Annotated in this window: 21 protein-coding genes and 1 riboswitch; of the genes, 8 read left to right on the top strand and 13 right to left on the bottom strand. The window is 66.9% G+C overall.

The genetic code is table 11. The features are described from left to right. From ABD811_RS43925 to ABD811_RS09805, 5 genes are all read right to left on the bottom strand, one after another. Positions 1 to 165 (bottom strand): helix-turn-helix domain-containing protein (locus tag ABD811_RS43925; RefSeq protein WP_425549388.1); only part of this gene is annotated, 165 nt, incomplete at its 3' end. 150 nt (positions 166 to 315) lie between these two features. Then, entirely contained in the window at positions 316 to 2,070 is a 1,755-nt protein-coding gene (locus tag ABD811_RS09820; protein WP_344944189.1) for a cell division protein FtsK, read from the bottom strand. Between the two features lie 59 nt (positions 2,071 to 2,129). Further along, on the bottom strand, positions 2,130 to 2,453 hold the full coding sequence (locus ABD811_RS09815) for a hypothetical protein (RefSeq protein ID WP_344944186.1): 324 nt from the start codon (positions 2,451 to 2,453) through the stop codon (positions 2,130 to 2,132). Positions 2,454 to 2,480: 27 nt separating this feature from the next. Then, complete coding sequence (locus tag ABD811_RS09810) at positions 2,481 to 2,675, bottom strand: hypothetical protein (RefSeq protein WP_344944183.1); 195 nt, start codon at positions 2,673 to 2,675, stop codon at positions 2,481 to 2,483. Positions 2,676 to 2,880: 205 nt separating this feature from the next. Further along, a complete protein-coding gene (locus ABD811_RS09805; protein ID WP_344944181.1) occupies positions 2,881 to 3,102 on the bottom strand; it encodes a hypothetical protein in 222 nt (73 codons plus the stop codon). A 178-nt stretch (positions 3,103 to 3,280) separates the two neighbouring features. Here ABD811_RS09805 and ABD811_RS09800 point away from each other — a divergent pair, with 178 nt between their 5' ends. Beyond that, on the top strand, positions 3,281 to 4,027 hold the full coding sequence (locus ABD811_RS09800; protein WP_344944179.1) for a helix-turn-helix domain-containing protein: 747 nt from the start codon (positions 3,281 to 3,283) through the stop codon (positions 4,025 to 4,027). 4 nt (positions 4,028 to 4,031) lie between these two features. Next, positions 4,032 to 4,508, top strand: a complete 477-nt coding sequence (locus ABD811_RS09795) for an NUDIX domain-containing protein (protein WP_344944176.1) — start codon at positions 4,032 to 4,034, stop codon at positions 4,506 to 4,508. 166 nt (positions 4,509 to 4,674) lie between these two features. Here the strand turns inward: ABD811_RS09795 and ABD811_RS09790 are convergent, their stop codons facing one another. From ABD811_RS09790 to ABD811_RS09775, 4 genes are all read right to left on the bottom strand, one after another. Further along, positions 4,675 to 5,796: an AlbA family DNA-binding domain-containing protein gene (locus ABD811_RS09790; protein ID WP_344944173.1), complete on the bottom strand. Its 1,122-nt coding sequence runs from the start codon at positions 5,794 to 5,796 to the stop codon at positions 4,675 to 4,677. Positions 5,797 to 5,938: 142 nt separating this feature from the next. Next, positions 5,939 to 6,493 carry an HD domain-containing protein gene (locus ABD811_RS09785; protein WP_344944170.1) on the bottom strand — a complete coding sequence of 185 codons (555 nt, stop codon included), beginning with the start codon at positions 6,491 to 6,493 and terminating at the stop codon, positions 5,939 to 5,941. 53 nt (positions 6,494 to 6,546) lie between these two features. Further along, positions 6,547 to 7,005 carry a GntR family transcriptional regulator gene (locus tag ABD811_RS09780; RefSeq protein ID WP_344944167.1) on the bottom strand — a complete coding sequence of 153 codons (459 nt, stop codon included), beginning with the start codon at positions 7,003 to 7,005 and terminating at the stop codon, positions 6,547 to 6,549. Positions 7,006 to 7,323: 318 nt separating this feature from the next. Continuing rightward, entirely contained in the window at positions 7,324 to 7,677 is a 354-nt protein-coding gene (locus ABD811_RS09775; protein WP_344944164.1) for a hypothetical protein, read from the bottom strand. 180 nt (positions 7,678 to 7,857) lie between these two features. On the opposite strand from ABD811_RS09775, the gene ABD811_RS09770 reads away from it, so the two are divergent. Next, positions 7,858 to 8,589 carry a helix-turn-helix domain-containing protein gene (locus ABD811_RS09770; protein ID WP_344944161.1) on the top strand — a complete coding sequence of 244 codons (732 nt, stop codon included), beginning with the start codon at positions 7,858 to 7,860 and terminating at the stop codon, positions 8,587 to 8,589. A gap of 133 nt (positions 8,590 to 8,722) precedes the next feature. Here the strand turns inward: ABD811_RS09770 and ABD811_RS09765 are convergent, their stop codons facing one another. The 3 genes from ABD811_RS09765 to ABD811_RS09755 form a co-directional block, all read right to left on the bottom strand. Further along, positions 8,723 to 9,808: a hypothetical protein gene (locus tag ABD811_RS09765; protein WP_425549387.1), complete on the bottom strand. Its 1,086-nt coding sequence runs from the start codon at positions 9,806 to 9,808 to the stop codon at positions 8,723 to 8,725. Positions 9,809 to 10,126: 318 nt separating this feature from the next. Next, the gene (locus ABD811_RS09760) at positions 10,127 to 10,558 is read right to left on the bottom strand and encodes a DUF2637 domain-containing protein (protein ID WP_344944156.1); all 432 of its coding nucleotides are present in this window, start codon (positions 10,556 to 10,558) and stop codon (positions 10,127 to 10,129) included. Next, complete coding sequence (locus ABD811_RS09755) at positions 10,551 to 10,772, bottom strand: hypothetical protein (RefSeq protein WP_344944153.1); 222 nt, start codon at positions 10,770 to 10,772, stop codon at positions 10,551 to 10,553. Before ABD811_RS09755 ends, ABD811_RS09760 begins: the two co-directional genes overlap by 8 nt. Positions 10,773 to 11,055: 283 nt before the next feature. Here ABD811_RS09755 and ABD811_RS09750 point away from each other — a divergent pair, with 283 nt between their 5' ends. Continuing rightward, positions 11,056 to 11,421, top strand: coding sequence for a DUF4190 domain-containing protein (locus ABD811_RS09750; RefSeq protein ID WP_344944150.1), 366 nt, complete (start codon positions 11,056 to 11,058; stop codon positions 11,419 to 11,421). Positions 11,422 to 11,425: 4 nt separating this feature from the next. Here the strand turns inward: ABD811_RS09750 and ABD811_RS09745 are convergent, their stop codons facing one another. Further along, on the bottom strand, positions 11,426 to 11,863 hold the full coding sequence (locus ABD811_RS09745) for a sterol carrier family protein (RefSeq protein ID WP_344944148.1): 438 nt from the start codon (positions 11,861 to 11,863) through the stop codon (positions 11,426 to 11,428). A gap of 241 nt (positions 11,864 to 12,104) precedes the next feature. Here ABD811_RS09745 and ABD811_RS09740 point away from each other — a divergent pair, with 241 nt between their 5' ends. From ABD811_RS09740 to ABD811_RS09725, 4 genes are all read left to right on the top strand, one after another. Further along, on the top strand, positions 12,105 to 14,018 hold the full coding sequence (locus ABD811_RS09740) for a serine/threonine-protein kinase (RefSeq protein WP_344944145.1): 1,914 nt from the start codon (positions 12,105 to 12,107) through the stop codon (positions 14,016 to 14,018). A gap of 159 nt (positions 14,019 to 14,177) precedes the next feature. Continuing rightward, complete coding sequence (locus tag ABD811_RS09735) at positions 14,178 to 15,347, top strand: S8 family peptidase (protein ID WP_344944142.1); 1,170 nt, start codon at positions 14,178 to 14,180, stop codon at positions 15,345 to 15,347. 218 nt (positions 15,348 to 15,565) lie between these two features. Beyond that, positions 15,566 to 15,741, top strand: a riboswitch (cyclic di-AMP (ydaO/yuaA leader). A 3-nt stretch (positions 15,742 to 15,744) separates the two neighbouring features. After that, complete coding sequence (locus tag ABD811_RS09730) at positions 15,745 to 16,689, top strand: coiled-coil domain-containing protein (protein WP_344944139.1); 945 nt, start codon at positions 15,745 to 15,747, stop codon at positions 16,687 to 16,689. A gap of 23 nt (positions 16,690 to 16,712) precedes the next feature. After that, positions 16,713 to 17,216, top strand: a complete 504-nt coding sequence (locus tag ABD811_RS09725) for a DUF2199 domain-containing protein (protein ID WP_344944137.1) — start codon at positions 16,713 to 16,715, stop codon at positions 17,214 to 17,216. The last annotated feature ends 29 nt before the right edge of the window (positions 17,217 to 17,245 follow it).

Here is a 17,245-nt window from a genome sequence, read left to right as displayed (position 1 = left end):
GGCGTCTTCGAGGGAGGCGATGAACTCGGCGAGGTGGCGGTCGGTGATGCGGCGAAGCTTGCCGATCTTGATGCTGCGGAGGCGGCCGGTACGGATCAGGAAGTAGACCTTGTCCCGTCCGATCTGGAGGATGTCGGCGACCTGTTCGACGGTGTATGCCTGCATGCTCACCTCCTTGTCCCGAGCGCTCTCGGGGGTCGTGTCGGGCGTGGCGATCACTCCTTTGGTGACGGTGGGTGATTGTCTACGTCTTCGTCTACGCCTCGTCTCCGTCCCTTACGTGCAGGCGCGCGTGGAGACGTAGACGTAGACAAGTCACGGAGCGTGTTCGGTGGCGGCGCGCCACCGGCCGCGCGAGACCTGGGTGACGCGGCGGTCGTCGGCGAGTTCGCGGAGCCGTTGGTAGATCCACGGGCGGCTCATGCCGGTGGCCTTGATCAGATGAGAGACGGGGATGCCCTCGTCGGGCGCGCCGCTCAGCATCTCCCACAGAACCGTTTCGGGCCCGTTCTCCGGCTCGCCGACGTCCGCGACGCTGGGCGGGTCGTCGGGGCCGTTGAGCGCGCGTAGGTGGACGCCCGCGTGCGCTTCCTCGATCGCCGTCTGGGACACCTCGTCCAGTGCGGGGCGGCGGGTGGCGTGCTGGTGGGCCGCGTCCGCTACGGCCTCGTCGGTGAGCAGGTAGGCGCGCGCACGGCGGGGCGTGTCGTGTTCGGGTGCGGAGAGCAGGAACTTGCCGGGTGCGTTGAGGGTGTGGGCGTGCCAGCCGGCGGCGAGCATGCCCTGACCAAGGATGAGGTCGACGTCCTTGCGTTCGCGGACGCGGAAGCTCACCCGGACGTCCATCTGGGAGCGGACGGCACCCTTGCCCATGGCCTTCTGTGTGGGTCGTTGGGTGGCGGCGATGAGCGTGACGGCGACGGCCCGTCCGCGTCGGGCGATCGAGTCGGTATCGCTGGTGGCGTCGGGCGCCTCGTCGGCGAGTTCGGCGTACTCATCGATGATGATGACCAGCGCGGGCAGTTCCGGCGTCGGCTCCCAGACGCGGCGGCCTCGTGCGGCGAGCCATGCCGCGCGTGCTTCCAACACGGCATCGGCGTCACGGAGGAGGGCACGCGCCTGTTCGGGTGTGGTGGCGAGGCGATCGATGCACGATGCCCACGGCTGCAGTTCCATGCCGCGTTTGAGGTCCACCGCCCAGATCACGACGTCACGGCACGCGGTCAGGTTGCCCATGAGGACGTTCAACCCGCCGCTCTTGCCCGAACCGGCGACACCTCCGAACAGGCCATGCCGACGCAGGAAGAGGACGCGTGCGCTGGTGGCGTCTTCGAACGGGCCGAGGTCGATCGGTTCGTTGATCGAGGTGACGGAGGGTCCCGGCCAGGGGATGGCGTCGGCGTGCGGGTCGGTGTCGAGCACGCGCAGCTCGAAGCGGTTGGCCTTGTCGTCGCGAGTGGGATGCACACGCACCGCGCCACGGAAGGTCCCGAGTGCCGATTCGATGGCGGGTACCTTCGCGATCACGTCTTGGATGGTCTGGCCGCGTGCGAGAGCGAAGCGGGCGCGCCATCCCCACACGTCCACCACGGCGGACTGCACGCGCGAACCTGAGAGCCCGACCGAGTGTGCGATCTCCGGCCACGCGGCGAGTTGACGCTCTACGCGGACTTTGGCGCGGCGTCGCCGGTGCACCCACCAGGGCACGGCCAGCACGAAGCCTCCGCCGACGAGGAGTTGAGGCAGAGGCGCGTACGTGAGGCCGAGACCGGTGGCGGCGGCGAGCCACATACCGCCCCCAAGGGCCACAGCGGCGGCATAGAACCGTTCGGCGCGCAGCGACAGGCCGACCCGTTCGCCGAACATCGCCAGCATCCACGCGGCAAGCGTCGCGACGACGAGGAGGTACGGCCACCACTGCGCGTGCGTCATGTGCAGGACCGCCCCGCCGATGGCGAGCGTGACGACGACGTAGACCGGAGCGAGTTCGGACCGGTACCGCCACAGGAACCGGCCGATGAGCACGGCGGCGATGTCGGGAAGCTGATCGTCCTTGTTGATGACGATCATCGGCTGGAGTCCCTGACGGCGCATCTTGCGGGCGTGCCGCCGCATCTTGGTCGCCTGGCTCATCGCCGCCCCCATGAGTCCGGCGGAAGGTGCCCCTGTGCGCTCAGCTCGTCGCGCAGGTAGTACAGCGGGTCGCGTTCGCCGTCCTGAGCCGCGGTGAGGGTGGCGCGTGCGGCGGCGAGGAGATTGGCGTGCGCACGTCGAACGGCGCTCAGTTCGGTGACGAGGTGGGGCGTGTCGTCGAGTGAGGCGTTGAGGCGAAGCCACAGCCTGCCGAGGTTGGGCATGGCCTGTGCCAGTGCGGCGATGATCTCGCGGGCGACGAGGTTGCGGGTTCGGACCTCCTGAGGATCGATGGCGGGACGCTGGGGAGTGTTGGGCACTATGCATCCCTCCCTTCGCAGAAGCGGCTACGGCTGAGAGCTGGTCAGGGCGTTGACGAGGACGGCCACCAGGCGGCGAATCTCGGGGGCGGCACTGGTGGCGGCGAGGAAGAACCCGCACAGCAGGCACAGGGCCGCGTGCCATACGCGCAGCCCCATGTACCGCCATGCGAGCCACACGGCGAGGCCGAGGATCGCCACCAGCGGAACCGAGACGGTCACGGACGCTTCACCTCCCCTCGTCGCGTCGGTCGCTCGCAGCGTGCGGGAACGGATCACAGCCACAGGTCGGGAACGCGAGAGCCTTGCTTGCGGCGCTTCCATCGAGCGCGGGCGCGGCACTTGCGGCACGCGCGGCCACCAGGGTCGACGCGCGCGCCGCAAGCGCAGGTGAACGCGGTGATGATGCGCGGCATCCGCACCGGCGTCACCGTCCCGCCTTGACGCGGACGGACGGGGCGGACGGGAGGTCGTCGCACGTCTGCGTGGACAGCAGCCGGCGGGACGCGGCACCGGTCACGGTCGGGCCGTTGCCGGGACGGCTGACGCGGCGTTCCTCGGCGTGGATGCCGAGGACCACCATGGCGAAGATGCCGCAGACGGCACCGGCCAGGAACACGGCGATGATCGAGGCCAGGACGAGAATCATGCGGATCACCCCTTTCCCGTGGGGCCCGTGTCCGGCGGGGGCGGCTCGGGCGGCGAACGCTTACGGGATCGAGAGTGCGCCTGACCAGCGGGACGAGATCACCACATGACTGGACCTGTTCATGACGTCCTCATAGGGTTGACCGCGTCCTAGGACGTCCCGGGATCCGGACGGGTGCATGCCGAACGAACGCCTACGTGCCGCTCTGCTCCAACAAGGCCTCACTGTGGCTGCTCTCGCCGAGCACATCGGCGTGGACCCCAAGACCGTTGAGCGATGGATCACCAAGGACCGCGTCCCCTACCGACGCCACCGTTACGCTGTGGCTTCGCGTCTCGGCGTGGACGAGACCTACCTGTGGCCGGACGCACTGACCAAGGAACAGGTCACCTCGGCGTCCGGTAGCGAGATCGTCACCATTTACCCGCACCGCTGGGCCGTCCCCAGGGACGCATGGGGACGACTCTTCGCCGACGCCACGTCCGAGATCGGCATCCTCGTCTACAGCGGCCTGTTCCTGGCCGAGGACGCAGGCGCGCAACGCGTCCTCGCCGACAAGGCACGCTCAGGCGTCCGCGTCCGCATCCTCCTCGGCAACCCGGACGCCCCACAGGTGGCCGAACGCGGCGCTGACGAGGGCATCGGCGAATCGATGGCGAGCAAGATCCGCAACGTGATCGTCCTCTACAAGCCGCTACGCGGCATCGACAACGTCGAGATCCGCCTGCACAGCACGGTTCTCTACAACTCGATCTACTTCGCCGACGACCAGGTACTCATCAACACGCACGTCTACGGCGTACCGGCGTCCAACGCGCCATGCTGGCACCTGCGCAAGGTCCCCGGCGGCGAGATCGTCAACACCTACCTTGAAAGCTTCGAACGCGTCTGGGACGGCGCCCGACCACTACAACCGGGAGAGTGAACCGATGGGCCGGCGGATCGACTACTACGACGACCCCAACGCCCCCAAGGCCAACAGCCTCGTCCCCTCCGTCAACGTCGTCGTCACCAACGACAACGGCGACATCCTCATGATCCGCCGCACCGACAACGACAACTGGGCACTCCCCGGCGGCGCCATCGACCTCGGCGAATCCGTCGCGCAAGCAGCAGTCCGCGAAACCAAGGAAGAGACGGGCGTGGACTGCGAGATCACCGGCCTCGTCGGCATCTACTCAGACCCCAAGCACGTCATCCACTACACCAGCAACGACGAGGTCCGCCAAGAGTTCTCCATCCTCCTCACGGCCCGCCCCACCGGCGGCACCCCACGCCCCAGCGACGAATCCCGCGAAGTCCTCTGGATCCCCGCCGACCAGGCCACCAACCGCCAGATGGACCGCTCAATGCGCCTCCGCATCGGCCACTACCTAGAGAACCGACAACGGCCAATCATCACCTGACCGGCGGTGATTGGCTGGTCCCCATGAGACTATTGGTCAGAACTCACAGCACTTGTCCCTCAGGACGGCGAGAGATGGGTCTCCGCAGCTCAGAGGGCACTTCGATCGCATGATTGACATTTGAACCACACCATTCTCCTCGATTGCATGGACTGTTAGTCGAATTTCATTCCTCCAGAGTGGAAGGACGATGGTTTCTTGCCTCATTGGATCTTTTGAACAATGCCCGACCAGCGGCCAGCATGGCATGAATCTCTCTGGCTGAAATAGGAATACAATCCTCGTCTCGACGTCGCACGATCGATATTACTCCGGCATCATATTTTCCCTTGAATATTCCGCCTTGGACTAGATAAGGCTTGCTCTCTTCATGCTGCGGCGGAATGTGAATGCACAGTATTTCACCGCCCGAGAATGGAACAGCTTCGATGCCAATAGACGAAATAGGTGGATGAATGTGTGCATCAAGAACTTGGCGGTAGGATTGGATTCGAGTATCCTTGGGCGGAATAGGCTTGATCTTTGTTATAGTGTCAACGCCCCCAATGCGCTTAGAGGTTGCGCCGATTACCAGCAGCCCACCGTCTTCCGAATTGGCAAATTTGGCAACATCTTGCGCTAGCTCAACTTTCCATATTTTCCCGTTGTTTTTCATATCATATGGGGCTGACTTGACTTCAAGGCAGTGAGATTCTGGCACGCCTATTAGATTGCCGACGAGGCCAGCGCGGATCATCTCTAGAACAAGCCGAGGCTCGTGGGTGGCGGTCCTGGGAAAGAATGCCGCATACGCAAGCTCACGTCGCATAATGAAGAGGTTGCCCAGTGAAGTGCTTGGTCCTACGGTAAGGTTCAGTTCCCAGGAGTTGGCAGGCGCTGAAGGTTCTCCGATACTTAGGATTGTCGCGGAGAATTTGGCTACGACGGGCGCGATCGTAGCCAGAAACTGATTAACGGAGATTTCGAACGGACAAGTGCAGGTGATTGCAAGTGATGATAGACCTTGACCAGCGACTCTAGCTATGATTAGTGCCGTAGGGTCCTCCCATGGCAAATGACCATCCGCCAGCCAAAGGTTGAGCGATGAGGTGATTGCATGACCGGTTGTTTCATCTAGATATGAAATTCTATTAGCTCTACCTTTGGCGAAAGAGTTCGCCGCATCACATATTGAACTAACGTCAACGTCGAATAGTTCACTTGCATCTACGTCGAGATCAAACTCGTTGAAACTAGTGGCACGGATTGTTCGATCTTCAAGGTGCAGAGACCACTCTTTGTCAGGCATGGACCTATCATGCACCCGAACGCTATCTAATGCCAGCGATTAAGGAAGACGCTGAGAAGATCAAAGGTCTGAGCTGGACGGTTCCGGACTTGCGTGAGGCGGGGCCTCGTAGCCTGGACCGGCGGGCGGGCTGGCGCTGCCGTCAGTCGCGCGCCGTCAATGCCTCTTGCACGCGATGTACGGCCCCGACTAGGTGCGGCGACGAGGTGGTTATCGCTCGGGTGACGAGGTGGCCGTCGCCGTAGCGGGAGAGGATCTCCGACAGCCGTTCCTCTACCGGCAGCTCGACGCCGTCGGGACTGGTGGTCATGTCGCAGTAGATCAGCGCTTCCGTCAGCTCCGGAGGCTCGCCACCGAACTCGCTCACCAACTCGTCGGCGAGTCCTCGTTCCCGTGCCTCCACCAACGCGCACGAGTGGTGCGCCACCAGGCGACAGAGGTGATCGTCGGCGTGGTGGACGTCCCGTAGGTAGCGAGCCCCATCCAGCGGGTGGAAGCCCGTCACGGCCAGGTCGGGCGCGTACCCGATGTCATGCAGCCACGCAGCGGCCTCAAGCAAGTCGGCATGCTCTCCTAGGATCGGAGCGAGACGGCGCGCCTGCCGTGCGACGCCTTGCGTGTGCTCCCACCGGCGCGGCAACGCGCTCTCCAGGTGCTGACGTGCGACTTCCTGTGCCCACATGGCCATGCTGCTCATGACTCCGACGCTATGTGCTAAGTCGCGGACGTCCATGGACCCCAATGGATCATCTAGGGACGTCTTGGCAGCACGACGCGTCCCCTGCCACGCACGCACTCCACCAAGCCTGCCGCTTCCAACTGCCGGAGAGCCTGCCGTGCGGTGAATCGAGACACCCCGTACCGCTCACAGATCCGCGCCTCACTCGGCAGAGCAGCACCCGGCACGAACGCGCCGCTCTCAATCTGGGCACGCAACTCGCCGGCGATGCGCTCATACTTCGGACGCGCGTCTTCCGACGCTGCCCCACGCACGAACCGGCCCACACCCGGCACGGCCACGATCAACCCCTCGTCTTCGAGCGTGCCCACCGCGCGCCGCACCGTGTTCCGCGTGACGCCGAACTCACGGCTTAACGCATGCTCACCCGGCAACCGCACCCCCGCCGGATACGTGCCGGTCTCCACACGTCTCCGCAGCACACCCGCGATGCTGCGGTAGGCGCCCCACAGCGACTCCCGCCGTGTCATCGCACGCCCCATCACGCACGCGCAGGGCCCAGAGCGGTTGCTCTGGGCCCCACGTCAGTTCTTCCGGGAGTCACCCGAAGTCCACGAACGCATTGAGGATGCGCCGTGCGAGCGACCGTCGATGCCTGCCGCCCCGCCCATGGACGACGAACGGCGCCGTGGGGAGGGGCGTGGCGGGGCGGCTCGGGTCGCCATAGGGGGAAGGGGCGTAGTCCCACCGCCCCGCCACGCCAGTCTGGGAGTGGTAACGGGGCCCCGACGACCGCGCGCGTGCCTGCCGACGTGTCCGGCGATGCCGACCAGTAGCCCGGCGCCCCATCAGCGAGGCACCTCCGCCTCGTCGCGCGGTGTGAGCCTGCCCTTGACCCACACGACCGCGTCCTCAAGGCGGTCGGCTTCGGCGATCGGCTCACGCGCCGCGTTGAAGAACCACAGGCGTCCGCCGTCCTTCGTACGCCGATGGCACTTGATCGTGTCGGACAGCACGGGGTTGTCGTCACAGCACCCCGGGGCGTTCGGGTTTCGCACGCGCAATCCCCTGTTGGTCAGCTTGACGTCGAAGCGGTGCGCGTCCAGGTGAGCGGCCAACGCGGCCAAGCGCGACTCTGATGCGCTCAAACCGAGGAAGGGAACGGGGCGGGTGTCGGACTCGCGCGGTTGGTCGATGGGCATGGCGCCTCCTCAACACGAGGTCACGATTGGGGGCTTGACGGCCGAAAGCCGCAGGGTGCGGCGTCTCTGGCCGTGTCCATGAGCCTCGTGCGGGGCGTGGGACCTCTCCACCGGCAACCAGGGACGTCTAGGGACGTCTTCTGTTAGCGTCGCTCGTACCTTGAATCTCCGGGAGGACGGGTGAACGACCTATTGCGACGTGCGCTCGAAGACGCCCAACTCACCGAGGACGACGTGGCCGCACGACTCGGCGTCGACCCCAAGACCGTCCGGCGCTGGCTCGCCGGCCGCGTCCCCTACCCCCGCCACCGAGCGAAGCTGTGCGGCCTTCTCAGCCGCGACGAGAGCGACCTATGGCCGCGACTCGCCGCGCCGCGTCCGCTGCCCGAACCACCCGGCGCCCAGATCCTCGCGACGTATCCGCACCGTTGGGCCGTCCCCCGCGCCGTCTGGCATCACCACTTCACCAGCGCCCGACGTGAGATCGGCATCCTCGCCTATGCGGGCCTCTTCCTCGCCGAGGACCAGGGCGTGATGCGCACGCTCGCCGACAAGTCACGCGACGGTGTCGCCGTCCGCATCCTCCTCGGCGCCCCGGACGGTCCGCGCATCTACCAACGTGGCACCGACGAGGGCGTGGGTGACTCTATCGCCGCCAAGATCCGCAACGCCCTCGTCCTCTACCAACCCCTACGCGAACTCGACAACGTCGAAGTCCGCCTGCACGACACGGTGCTCTACAACTCCATCTACCGCGCGGACGACGACCTACTGATCAACCCCCACGCCTACGGCATCCCCGCATCCCACGCCCCTGTTCTACACCTCCGCCATGTTGAGGACGGCGACATGGCCAACACCTACCTAAACAGCTTCAACCGCGTTTGGGAACGTACAGAATCGCTCCCGTAGATGACAGTTGATTCAAGTTCCAAAATGTCGACAATCATTACTCATTGGCACTCCGCTTCCTTATTGGGCGGATTCAGTCCCGTGTCAAGCTTCATGTCGATCATAGAGGGCGCCACCAACCTCGCCAGAATGTTTAGTCATGCACTGACATGAAAGCCGTTATTATGGTATTCATAATTGCCTCAATCCCCGTCCAGTCTCCCGATGGTGCACCACCGGACATGCGAGCTGATTTGATTTTTTCTTCGAAAGCCTTCTGCACTCGCTTCTTGTCGTGATCACTCAGCGCTCCATGATAACGACCAAGCTTGCTGTCATAATGCTGCCATTGTATGGGTGCAAGGTTTCCATCTATTGTTAGCACGTCTCGCCCCAAATATAGCTCCAGACTTCCGGCGCGGCCATTGACGTCAGCCAAAACTACTCCCTGGCCATATGGCCCTAGCGTGGGATACCGGGTAAGCAAATCTAGATAAGGATAGTGCAGGACTCTGCAAGTGTTCGGGAGAGTCTTGTCGCTTTTGACCTTGATCAAAGCGGAATGAGCCGCGGTGTCGTTGTCGGCGATAGCCAGAAACCTGTTAGCGACACCGGCGGCCGCAAAAGTGGCGACGGTCTTGGCGAGCGTGCTTACACTGCCCTCGGCTCGATGTGTCGTGAAGTCGATGAAGTTGACGAATTCCACTAGATGAGGATGGGTAATTTCCATAGCTGCTGACAGCAGTCGGGAGTCAGTTGGACCTTCCGTGAGTACGATCAGCGGTGCGTCTGCCGGGAGGCGCGCCAATTGCTCTGACCTTGCCTCTTGGACAATTGAACCCGAAGATTTGGCAAGGCGGTGGACTATATAGTTACTGACGTATAGTGAGACCAATGTGTCATCTGAGATCTGATCGAGGACAAATCGCAGATAAGACCGATTATTATTACGACTGATATATCTCTCACCCAGGTCGAGCGGGTGCAGACGCCGGAGAGGCGCTCCCGCATCATGCAACAGAGCTTCTATAGCAGATTCGATATCCTTCATATAAGTCTCGAACCGCTCGCGCCCCTCAACGACTGGAGTCCTGAGTCGTCGCGGATCTTTGGCGTATTCTTCCGCCTTTTCTCTAACATCGTTGTAAGCGCGAGCAGCTGTGAACCCATGAAGCTCAAGACGTTGCCTCATCCTGAGAGCAGTTGTTTGATAGGCCACCCATCCTTTGTTGGCTCTCACTGGGGCTGTCGTCGCACTCTCACACTCATCACAACGGTCGCCTTCTGTGAAGAGGGACGCCAACTCCCTGCTGTAGTCGAAGGCTTCCGTAAGAAGCGCAACATCGGCGATACACAAAGCACATAGAGGCGGACTCACAGAGAGATGATCTCAGCAGCACGGTGTGGGATGCCACACGATTCGACTTGTCGGTCTTGATTGCCTGTCCCAACCTGCGGAAGCGGGGCGACATGAGTGAGCCCGAGCCCGCACTGTGCGTCGGCTCGGGCTCACTTGGCCAGGAGGCTCAGGTGTGCGTCACAGTGGAGATGATCTGCCTCACCTTGCGGCGGTCGATGCCGCGTTTCTCAGCCAGGTACGCTGTGAGAGTGGCTTGCCTGGATCGTCGAGGCTCGCAGGGTAGTCGGCGAGAACAGCGTCTTCCGGGCTCTGCACCACGTCGGTACGGTTGCGCGCGTTGGGTTGTCGGAGTCGTCGTCTCCCGGTGCGTGCGCTGGTGACGTTGCGTTCCAGGTCAGCATCGTCAGCAGTTCGAACGCTCCGACGAGAGCCAGGGCAGGCCAAGCGCTGATGAGGGCGCCGAGCCCGGATGAGGCCGTCCACGGTGAACGGCACGAGGCGCGCCGTCAGGCCCGTCTCGCCGTGCGTGCGTACCAACTCGTACGCGTGGCGGTACGAGATCACCGCAGCGACGACGGCGACGATCCCCACGGCGAGTGCCGTTGTGATCCGGGTAAGGCGGTCAGCCATCGGCCAACTCCTCCCGCAGTGAGATCACGCACGGGTCGCTCTCGTCGGCTCCCGTCGCCACGAGTTCGGCGATCGTGAGGGCCGTGATGGCTTGGTTGTAGGTGAGTGGGGTTGGCCACGTGGTGGCGTGCCAGGTGCCGGCGGTGCGGGTGGCTTCGGCGATGACCTTGCCGTTGTGCTCGGCGGTCATGTGGGTGTCGGTGATCTTGATCACGGTGTGCCTCCCTCCTGCGGGAGGGGAGCCAGGGAGCCAATCCGGGGAGCCATCGCTTGTCGATCAAGATCGACGTGACTCGACTCACGCGGACGGTGCCCTGACTCCCTCCCCTGCGTTCGCGCAGGTGGGCGGCTCCTGGGGCGACTCCGCCGGACCGTGTCGAACGTGAGGCGGATCTACCGCTTGGAGACGACTCCTTAATCGACCTTTACCTGTCGGGGCGGCGTGGGGAGGGGTGGGCGCGGAAATCTGGTGGTCGACACCGGGGGAGGAAGCGCAGATGACGATGCCGGGCTACCAGACGTTCTCGCCGCCGACCGCGCCGTCCGGGCGTGGGGGCATGGCCGTCGCGTCGCTGGTGCTCGGGATCGCCGGGCTGCCCGCGCTGGTGCTGTGCGGGCTCGGGGTGCCGATGGCGCTGGTCGGGATGGTGCTCGGGATCATCGCGGCGGCCCGTGGGGGGCGGCGGGCGACGGCCGTGGCGGGCGTGGTGTGCTCGACGCTGACGCTGGCGATCGGCGGGGTGGCGGTCTTCTTCCTGCTGACCAAGGCCGCCGAGTGCGCCGACGAGGGCCGTTACCCCGACGACGTGGCCCGGCGGCAGTGCGTCGAGCGCGAGTTCCCGTTCGCCGAGCCGCGGCCCTGAGGGCTCATTCGGGGAGCGGGAGGAGACCGGAAAGGTCGGCGCGGGGGCCGCTGGCCCGGACGCGGCCGGAGTCGACGGCGGCCGTCCAGGTCAGGCTGCCGGTGGCCAGGGCGATCAAGGTGGGCGCGTCCATCTCGACCACATTTGGGGGGGTTCCCCGGGTATGGTGCGGCCCGGCGACGCACTGCACGGCGGCGTAGGGCGGGACCCGGACCTCGACGGAGCGTCCGGGGGCGAGCTCGGCGAGCCGGTCGAGCAGTGCCCGCACGGCGCCGCGCAGGACCGGCCGGGCCGGTTCGGCGCCCGCGGCGTGCGCGGCCAGCGCGGTGTCGAGCGCGGCGCGGCGCAGGTCGGCGGGGTCGTCGCCGCCGGTGTGGGGAGGCAGACCGAGGGCGGCGCGCTGCTCGTCGAGGACGTCCCGGGTGAGCTGTTGTCGCGGCATCGGGACCGACGCTACCGGGTCGCCGGCCGCGGCCGCGATGCCGACTTGGGCCCGCGGACGCCCGCAACCCGGTAAAAATGTGACGGTTTGTCGAGTGACGGTTGTCGATACGAGGCGGTACGGATCACGGCACGGCGGACGCGGGGGCGCGGACCGGGGCGGCGCCCCGGACGGCGGACGGAGCAGGAGACGGGGGGCATGCCGGGGCGAGGCCCGGCGCGACGACACGGAGGTTCGCAAGATGGCCGAGGCGCTGCCCCTGCAGCCCGGTGATCCGCGACGAATCGGCGGCCACGAGATCATCGGCCGGCTGGGCGTGGGCGAGCAGGGCACGGTGTTCCTCGGCCGGGACGCGGCCGGGCGCTCCGTCGCGGTGAAGCTGCTGCACCTGCGGCTGAGCGGGGAGCCGGCGGCCCGGTCGCGGTTCACCGGCGCGCTGGCGCCGGCGCGCCGGGTGACGGGCCCGTGCACCGCGGCGATCCTGGACGCCGACGTCGAGGGCGACCGCCCGTTCGTGGTCGGCGAGTTCGTGGACGGTCCGTCGCTGCAGCAGCTGGTCGAGGAGGAGGGGCCGCGCGCCGGCGCGGTGATGGAGCGGCTGGCCGCGGGCATCATGATCGCGGTCGCGGCGGCGCACCGGGCCGGGGCGGCGCACCACGACCTCAAGCCGCGCAACGTGCTGCTGGGCCGGGACGGCCCGATGGTGACGGACCTGGGCGTGACCCGCGCGCTGGAGGCGGTGTGCGCGACGCCGACCGGCCGGGTCAGCGACGATCCGGCGTACAAGGCGCCCGAGCAGCTCAGCGGCATCGGCATCGGACCGGCCGCGGACGTGTTCGCCTGGGCCGTCACGCTGCTGTTCGCGGCCTCGGGCGCGTCGCCGTTCGGGGAGGGCTCGCCGTCGGAGGTCATGCAGCGGGTCGTGTACGACGACCCGGACCTGTCGGCGCTGCCCGGATCGCTGCGGGACGTGGTCGCCGACGCGCTGGCCAAGGACCCGGAGAGCCGTCCCGCCGCCACGGAGATCCTCGATCGGCTGCTGGGCGAGAGCGGAACGTTGACGTCCCGGATGCCGCCCTCGCTGGTGTCCGAGGCGCGGGAGCTGCTGCGCGCGCCCCTGCCGTCCGTGGTCACCTCGCCTGAGGTGCTTCCCCTGCAGCTGCCGCCTCCCACGGAGGCCCCCGCGGCCGTGCAGCCGCCACCCCCTGCGGCCGTGCCACCACCGCCCCCTGCGGCCGTGCCACCACCGCCCCCTGCGGCCGTGCCACCACCGCCTCCCGCGGCCGTGCAGCCGCCGCCTCCCGCGGCCGTGCAGCCGCCGCCTCCCGCGGCCGTGCAGCCGCCGCCTCCTGTGGCGCCTGAGGCGGTGCCGGCGGGGTTCGGTGCCGTTGGGGGTGCCGCCGTGCACGTGCCGGTGCGGGACGACTTCGGCGGGGACGCGACGCAGGCGCTGCCGCCCCTGGCCGCCATCCCGGCGCCGTCGTCCGTCGAGGACACGGCGACGGACATGACCGCGCCCACGCCGCACTTGATCCCCGGCCTGGGGCCGCAGGACGACGACCAGCACGACGCGAAGCACAACCCAACGGCGATCCTGCGGCTGGAGCCCGAGCCGGAGCGTCCGTCACTGGCCTCGCGCCTGCCCAGGCTGCCGGGAGGGCGGTCGCTGCCGCGTCCGAGCAACCATGTGCTGGGCGTGGCGCTGTCGCTGGTCATCGGCGTGCTGGTGGGTATCGCGATCATCGCGCTGGTGCTGTGGCCGCAGTTCCGCGGCGACTCGGCCGAGGACCCGCAGCGGGCCGATCCGGCGGCCCGCGCCGCCGATGACCGTCCGGTCACCGCGATTCCGCCGGCGTTCGCGGGCGCCTGGCGGGGAACGGCGATCAACGCGTCGCGCGGAGCGCAGTTCCCGATCGAGGTGAACTTCGAGGCCGGGGCGACGTCCGCCCGCGCCTTCTACCCGCGGGAACGCTGCTCGGGGACGCTGACGCTGACGCAGGGCACCAACCGGACGCTGCGCATGGCGCTGACCATCGCCAAGCCGTGCACCAGCGGAAACGTGCAGATCACCCGGCAGCAGGACGGCACGTTGCAGTACGTGTGGACGAGCCCGAGCGGTAAGGCGACCTATCACGCCCGTCTCGCCCGGGGGTGAGAGCAGGAAAATCGCCGTGCGCACCGGCTGACCAGTTTCAGCCTAATTACCGGTTTTTTCGGTGAATTACAGGCCGTTCTCCAATAAAGTACCGGCTTGTCGACGCGCCCCGATCTTGGCCACGGGGGCCACGGGCGCGTCGCAGGCAAAGGAGACCCGGTGCGCCCTGTCCCCCCACGAAGATTTCTCGTCACCGGTGCGGTCACGGCCGGTCTGGTCGTCGTCGCCGCGCCGCTCTCCCTGGCCGCCGTCCCCGATCCCGTCCGGGTTCAGGTCACGGCCGCGCAGGGCACCCCCGTTCCGGGCAAGTACATCGTCACGCTCAAGGACGGCACCTCGGCGGCGACCGCCGCCGACCAGGTGAACGCGGGGTCGGTCCAGCGGTTCGGGGGCGCGCTCAACGGCTTCGCCGCCAAGCTCAGCACCGCGCAGCTGGACAAGCTGCGCCGCAACCGCAACGTCGTCGCGATCGAGCAGGACCAGATCTACCGGGCCAGCACCACGCAGAAGTCCCCCGCGTGGGGCCTGGACCGCATCGACCAGCGCAAGCTGCCGCTGTCGAAGTCCTATTACTACAAGAACACCGGCAGCGGCGTGAACGCCTACGTCATCGACACCGGGATCGCCTGGTCGCACCCGCAGTTCGAGGGCCGCGCCAAGTCGGTCTGGAAGGCCCCGGCCTTCTCCGACGGCTGGGACTGCAACGGGCACGGCACGCACGTGGCCGGCACGATCGGGTCCAAGACCTACGGGGTGGCCAAGAAGGTCAACCTGCGGTCGCTGCGCGTGCTGGACTGCGAGGGCTTCGGCGAGCTGTCCGACGTCATCGCCGCCGTCGACTGGACGCGGAAGAACGCCGTCAAGCCCGCGGTCGCCAACCTGTCCCTCGGCGGCCCCAAGTCCACCGCGCTCAACACGGCCATGACGAACCTGTCCAAGTCGGGCGTCTTCGTCGCCGTCGCGGCGGGCAACGAGAACCAGAACGCCTGCAACACCTCCCCGGCCAGCGCCGGCTGGGTGCAGGCGGTCGGCGCGACCACCATCTACGACAACCGCGCCACCTTCTCCAACTACGGGTCCTGCGTGGACATCTTCGCGCCCGGCTACGGCATCAAGTCGACGTGGCCCGGCGGCGGGACGGCGTCGCTGTCCGGCACGTCGATGGCGTCCCCGCACGTCGCCGGGGCGGCGGCGCTGTACCTGCAGTCGCACCGCGGCGCCACGTTCCCGACCGTGCAGAAGTGGCTGAACGACAACTCCACCAAGAGCCGCCTCAAGCGCATCCCGAGCGGCACGCCCAACCGGCTGCTCTACAAGGGCACCGCTTGACCGTCGCAGTACCGCGGCTTGGGACCCCTGCCCGCCGGGGCAGGGGTCCCGCTGCGCGTGCCGCCGACGCGCTACGCTGCGTGGCGGCGGTCCGTCTTGTCTCGCAGTCCCGGCCATCCCAGGTTTCCCTTGGGTCTAATCTTGGCCAAGAACCGACCGGTTCCTTACAGTAGCCTTCGCCCACTGGGGTGGGCATGATCGCAAACCGATCGGCAGGCTGGCCGAGCCAGCCGAATCCCGCGGCCGTACTACGGCACGGGAACCGGGGACCCAAACGCCGGGCGGCCAGCCAGGTCACGTCGGCACCGGGGTGAATTCGCGGCCCCGCCGCGATAGGGCGGACTCCCGGCCCGAACCCGTCAGCTAACCCGGTAGGCGTCACAGGAGAGGAGACGACGTGGAGAGCCCGAGCTCCACCCGCCCCCGTCATGCCGCGCGGACGCGGCGCCCCGCCTTGGCTCTCGCCGTCGCCGCGGTGGCCGTCTTGGTGACGTCGGCGGGCACGGCGCCCGCCCAGGCGGACCCGGGTGACACCGGCCGGATGAGCAAGCTGAACAAGCAGATCGCCCAGCTCGACAAGGCGTACGGCGGCGACCTGGCCAAGCTCAAGGACGCCCAGTACGGCATCCAGAAGGCCCAGCAGAAGCAGCGCCTGCTCCAGCGGGACCTCGACGGCGCGCGCACCCTGGTGGCGCAGATGGCCGCCTCCCAGTACATGACGGGCACCACCGACCCGGCCGTGGCGGTGCTGGCCAGCGACGACCCCGACAACGTGCTCAACAACGCCAGCCTGGCCAGCCACGTGGCGTCCAACCAGGCCGCCAAGGTGCGCCAGATCGAGCAGCTGGTGACCGAGCAGAAGAAGGCGCGCGAGGAGTACCAGAAGAAGGTCGACGAGCTGGAGAAGGACATCGCGGAACTGCGCTCGCAGAAGCGCAAGGTGCAGGCGATGATCAAGAAGTTCAAGCCCGAGTCCCCCAGCTCCGGGATGGGCGGGGTCACCCCCCGCATGCTGAAGGTCAAGAACACCATCGACATCGAGTTCGGCCCGTTCCCGATCATCGGCTGCGTGCGGATGACCGGCGACCCGCAGGACCACGCCACCGGGCGCGCCTGCGACTTCATGGTCAGCACCGGCGGCACGATGCCGTCGGCGAGCGGCAAGTCCCTCGGCGACCGCACGGCCGAGTACGCCGTCGCCAACGCCAACCGCCTGGGCATCAAGTACGTGATCTGGCGGCAGCGCATCTACGACATGCGCAGCCCCGGCTGGCGCACCATGGAGAACCGCGGCGGCGTCACCGCCAACCACTACGACCACGTCCACATCTCGGTCTTCTAGGGGAGCCCGGCCTGTCCGCTCACATGGGGTTCCACTGTTCGCACTGCGGACGGCACCACGACGAACTGCCGATGGCCTTCGCCGCACCGGCCCCGGACTACTGGGCCCCGGAGTTCGCGGCCGACCCCGCCAGCGAGCTGACCTCCGACATCTGTGTGATCAAAGGTCAGGCGTTCTTCGTCCACGGGCTGATCGAGATCCCCGTGGTCGACAGCGGCGAGATCTTCAGCTGGGGCGTCTGGGTGTCGCTCAGCCAGGACAACTTCACCCGCGCCCTCAAGCTCTGGGACACCCCGGGCAGGGAGGGCGAGCCCGCCTACTTCGGCTGGCTGTCCACGGAACTGACGCTCTACTCCACCACGACGATCAATCTCAGGACCAACCTGCACACCCGCCCGGTCGGCGAACGCCCATCCATCGAGCTGGAACCCACCGACCACCCGTTGGCGGTCGAGCAGCGCTCGGGGATCACGCGGGCCCGCGTTCAGCAGATCGCCGAGACCCTGCTCCACCCCGGAGCAAGGTAACCGCCCAACCCGCCAACGGGCGGCCCCGT

Origin of the sequence: Actinomadura miaoliensis (assembly GCF_039536785.1) — a bacterium.
GTDB lineage: Bacteria > Actinomycetota > Actinomycetes > Streptosporangiales > Streptosporangiaceae > Spirillospora > Spirillospora miaoliensis.
Note: the sequence above shows the minus strand (reverse complement) of the source record. Positions and strands in the feature narration are given on the sequence as shown.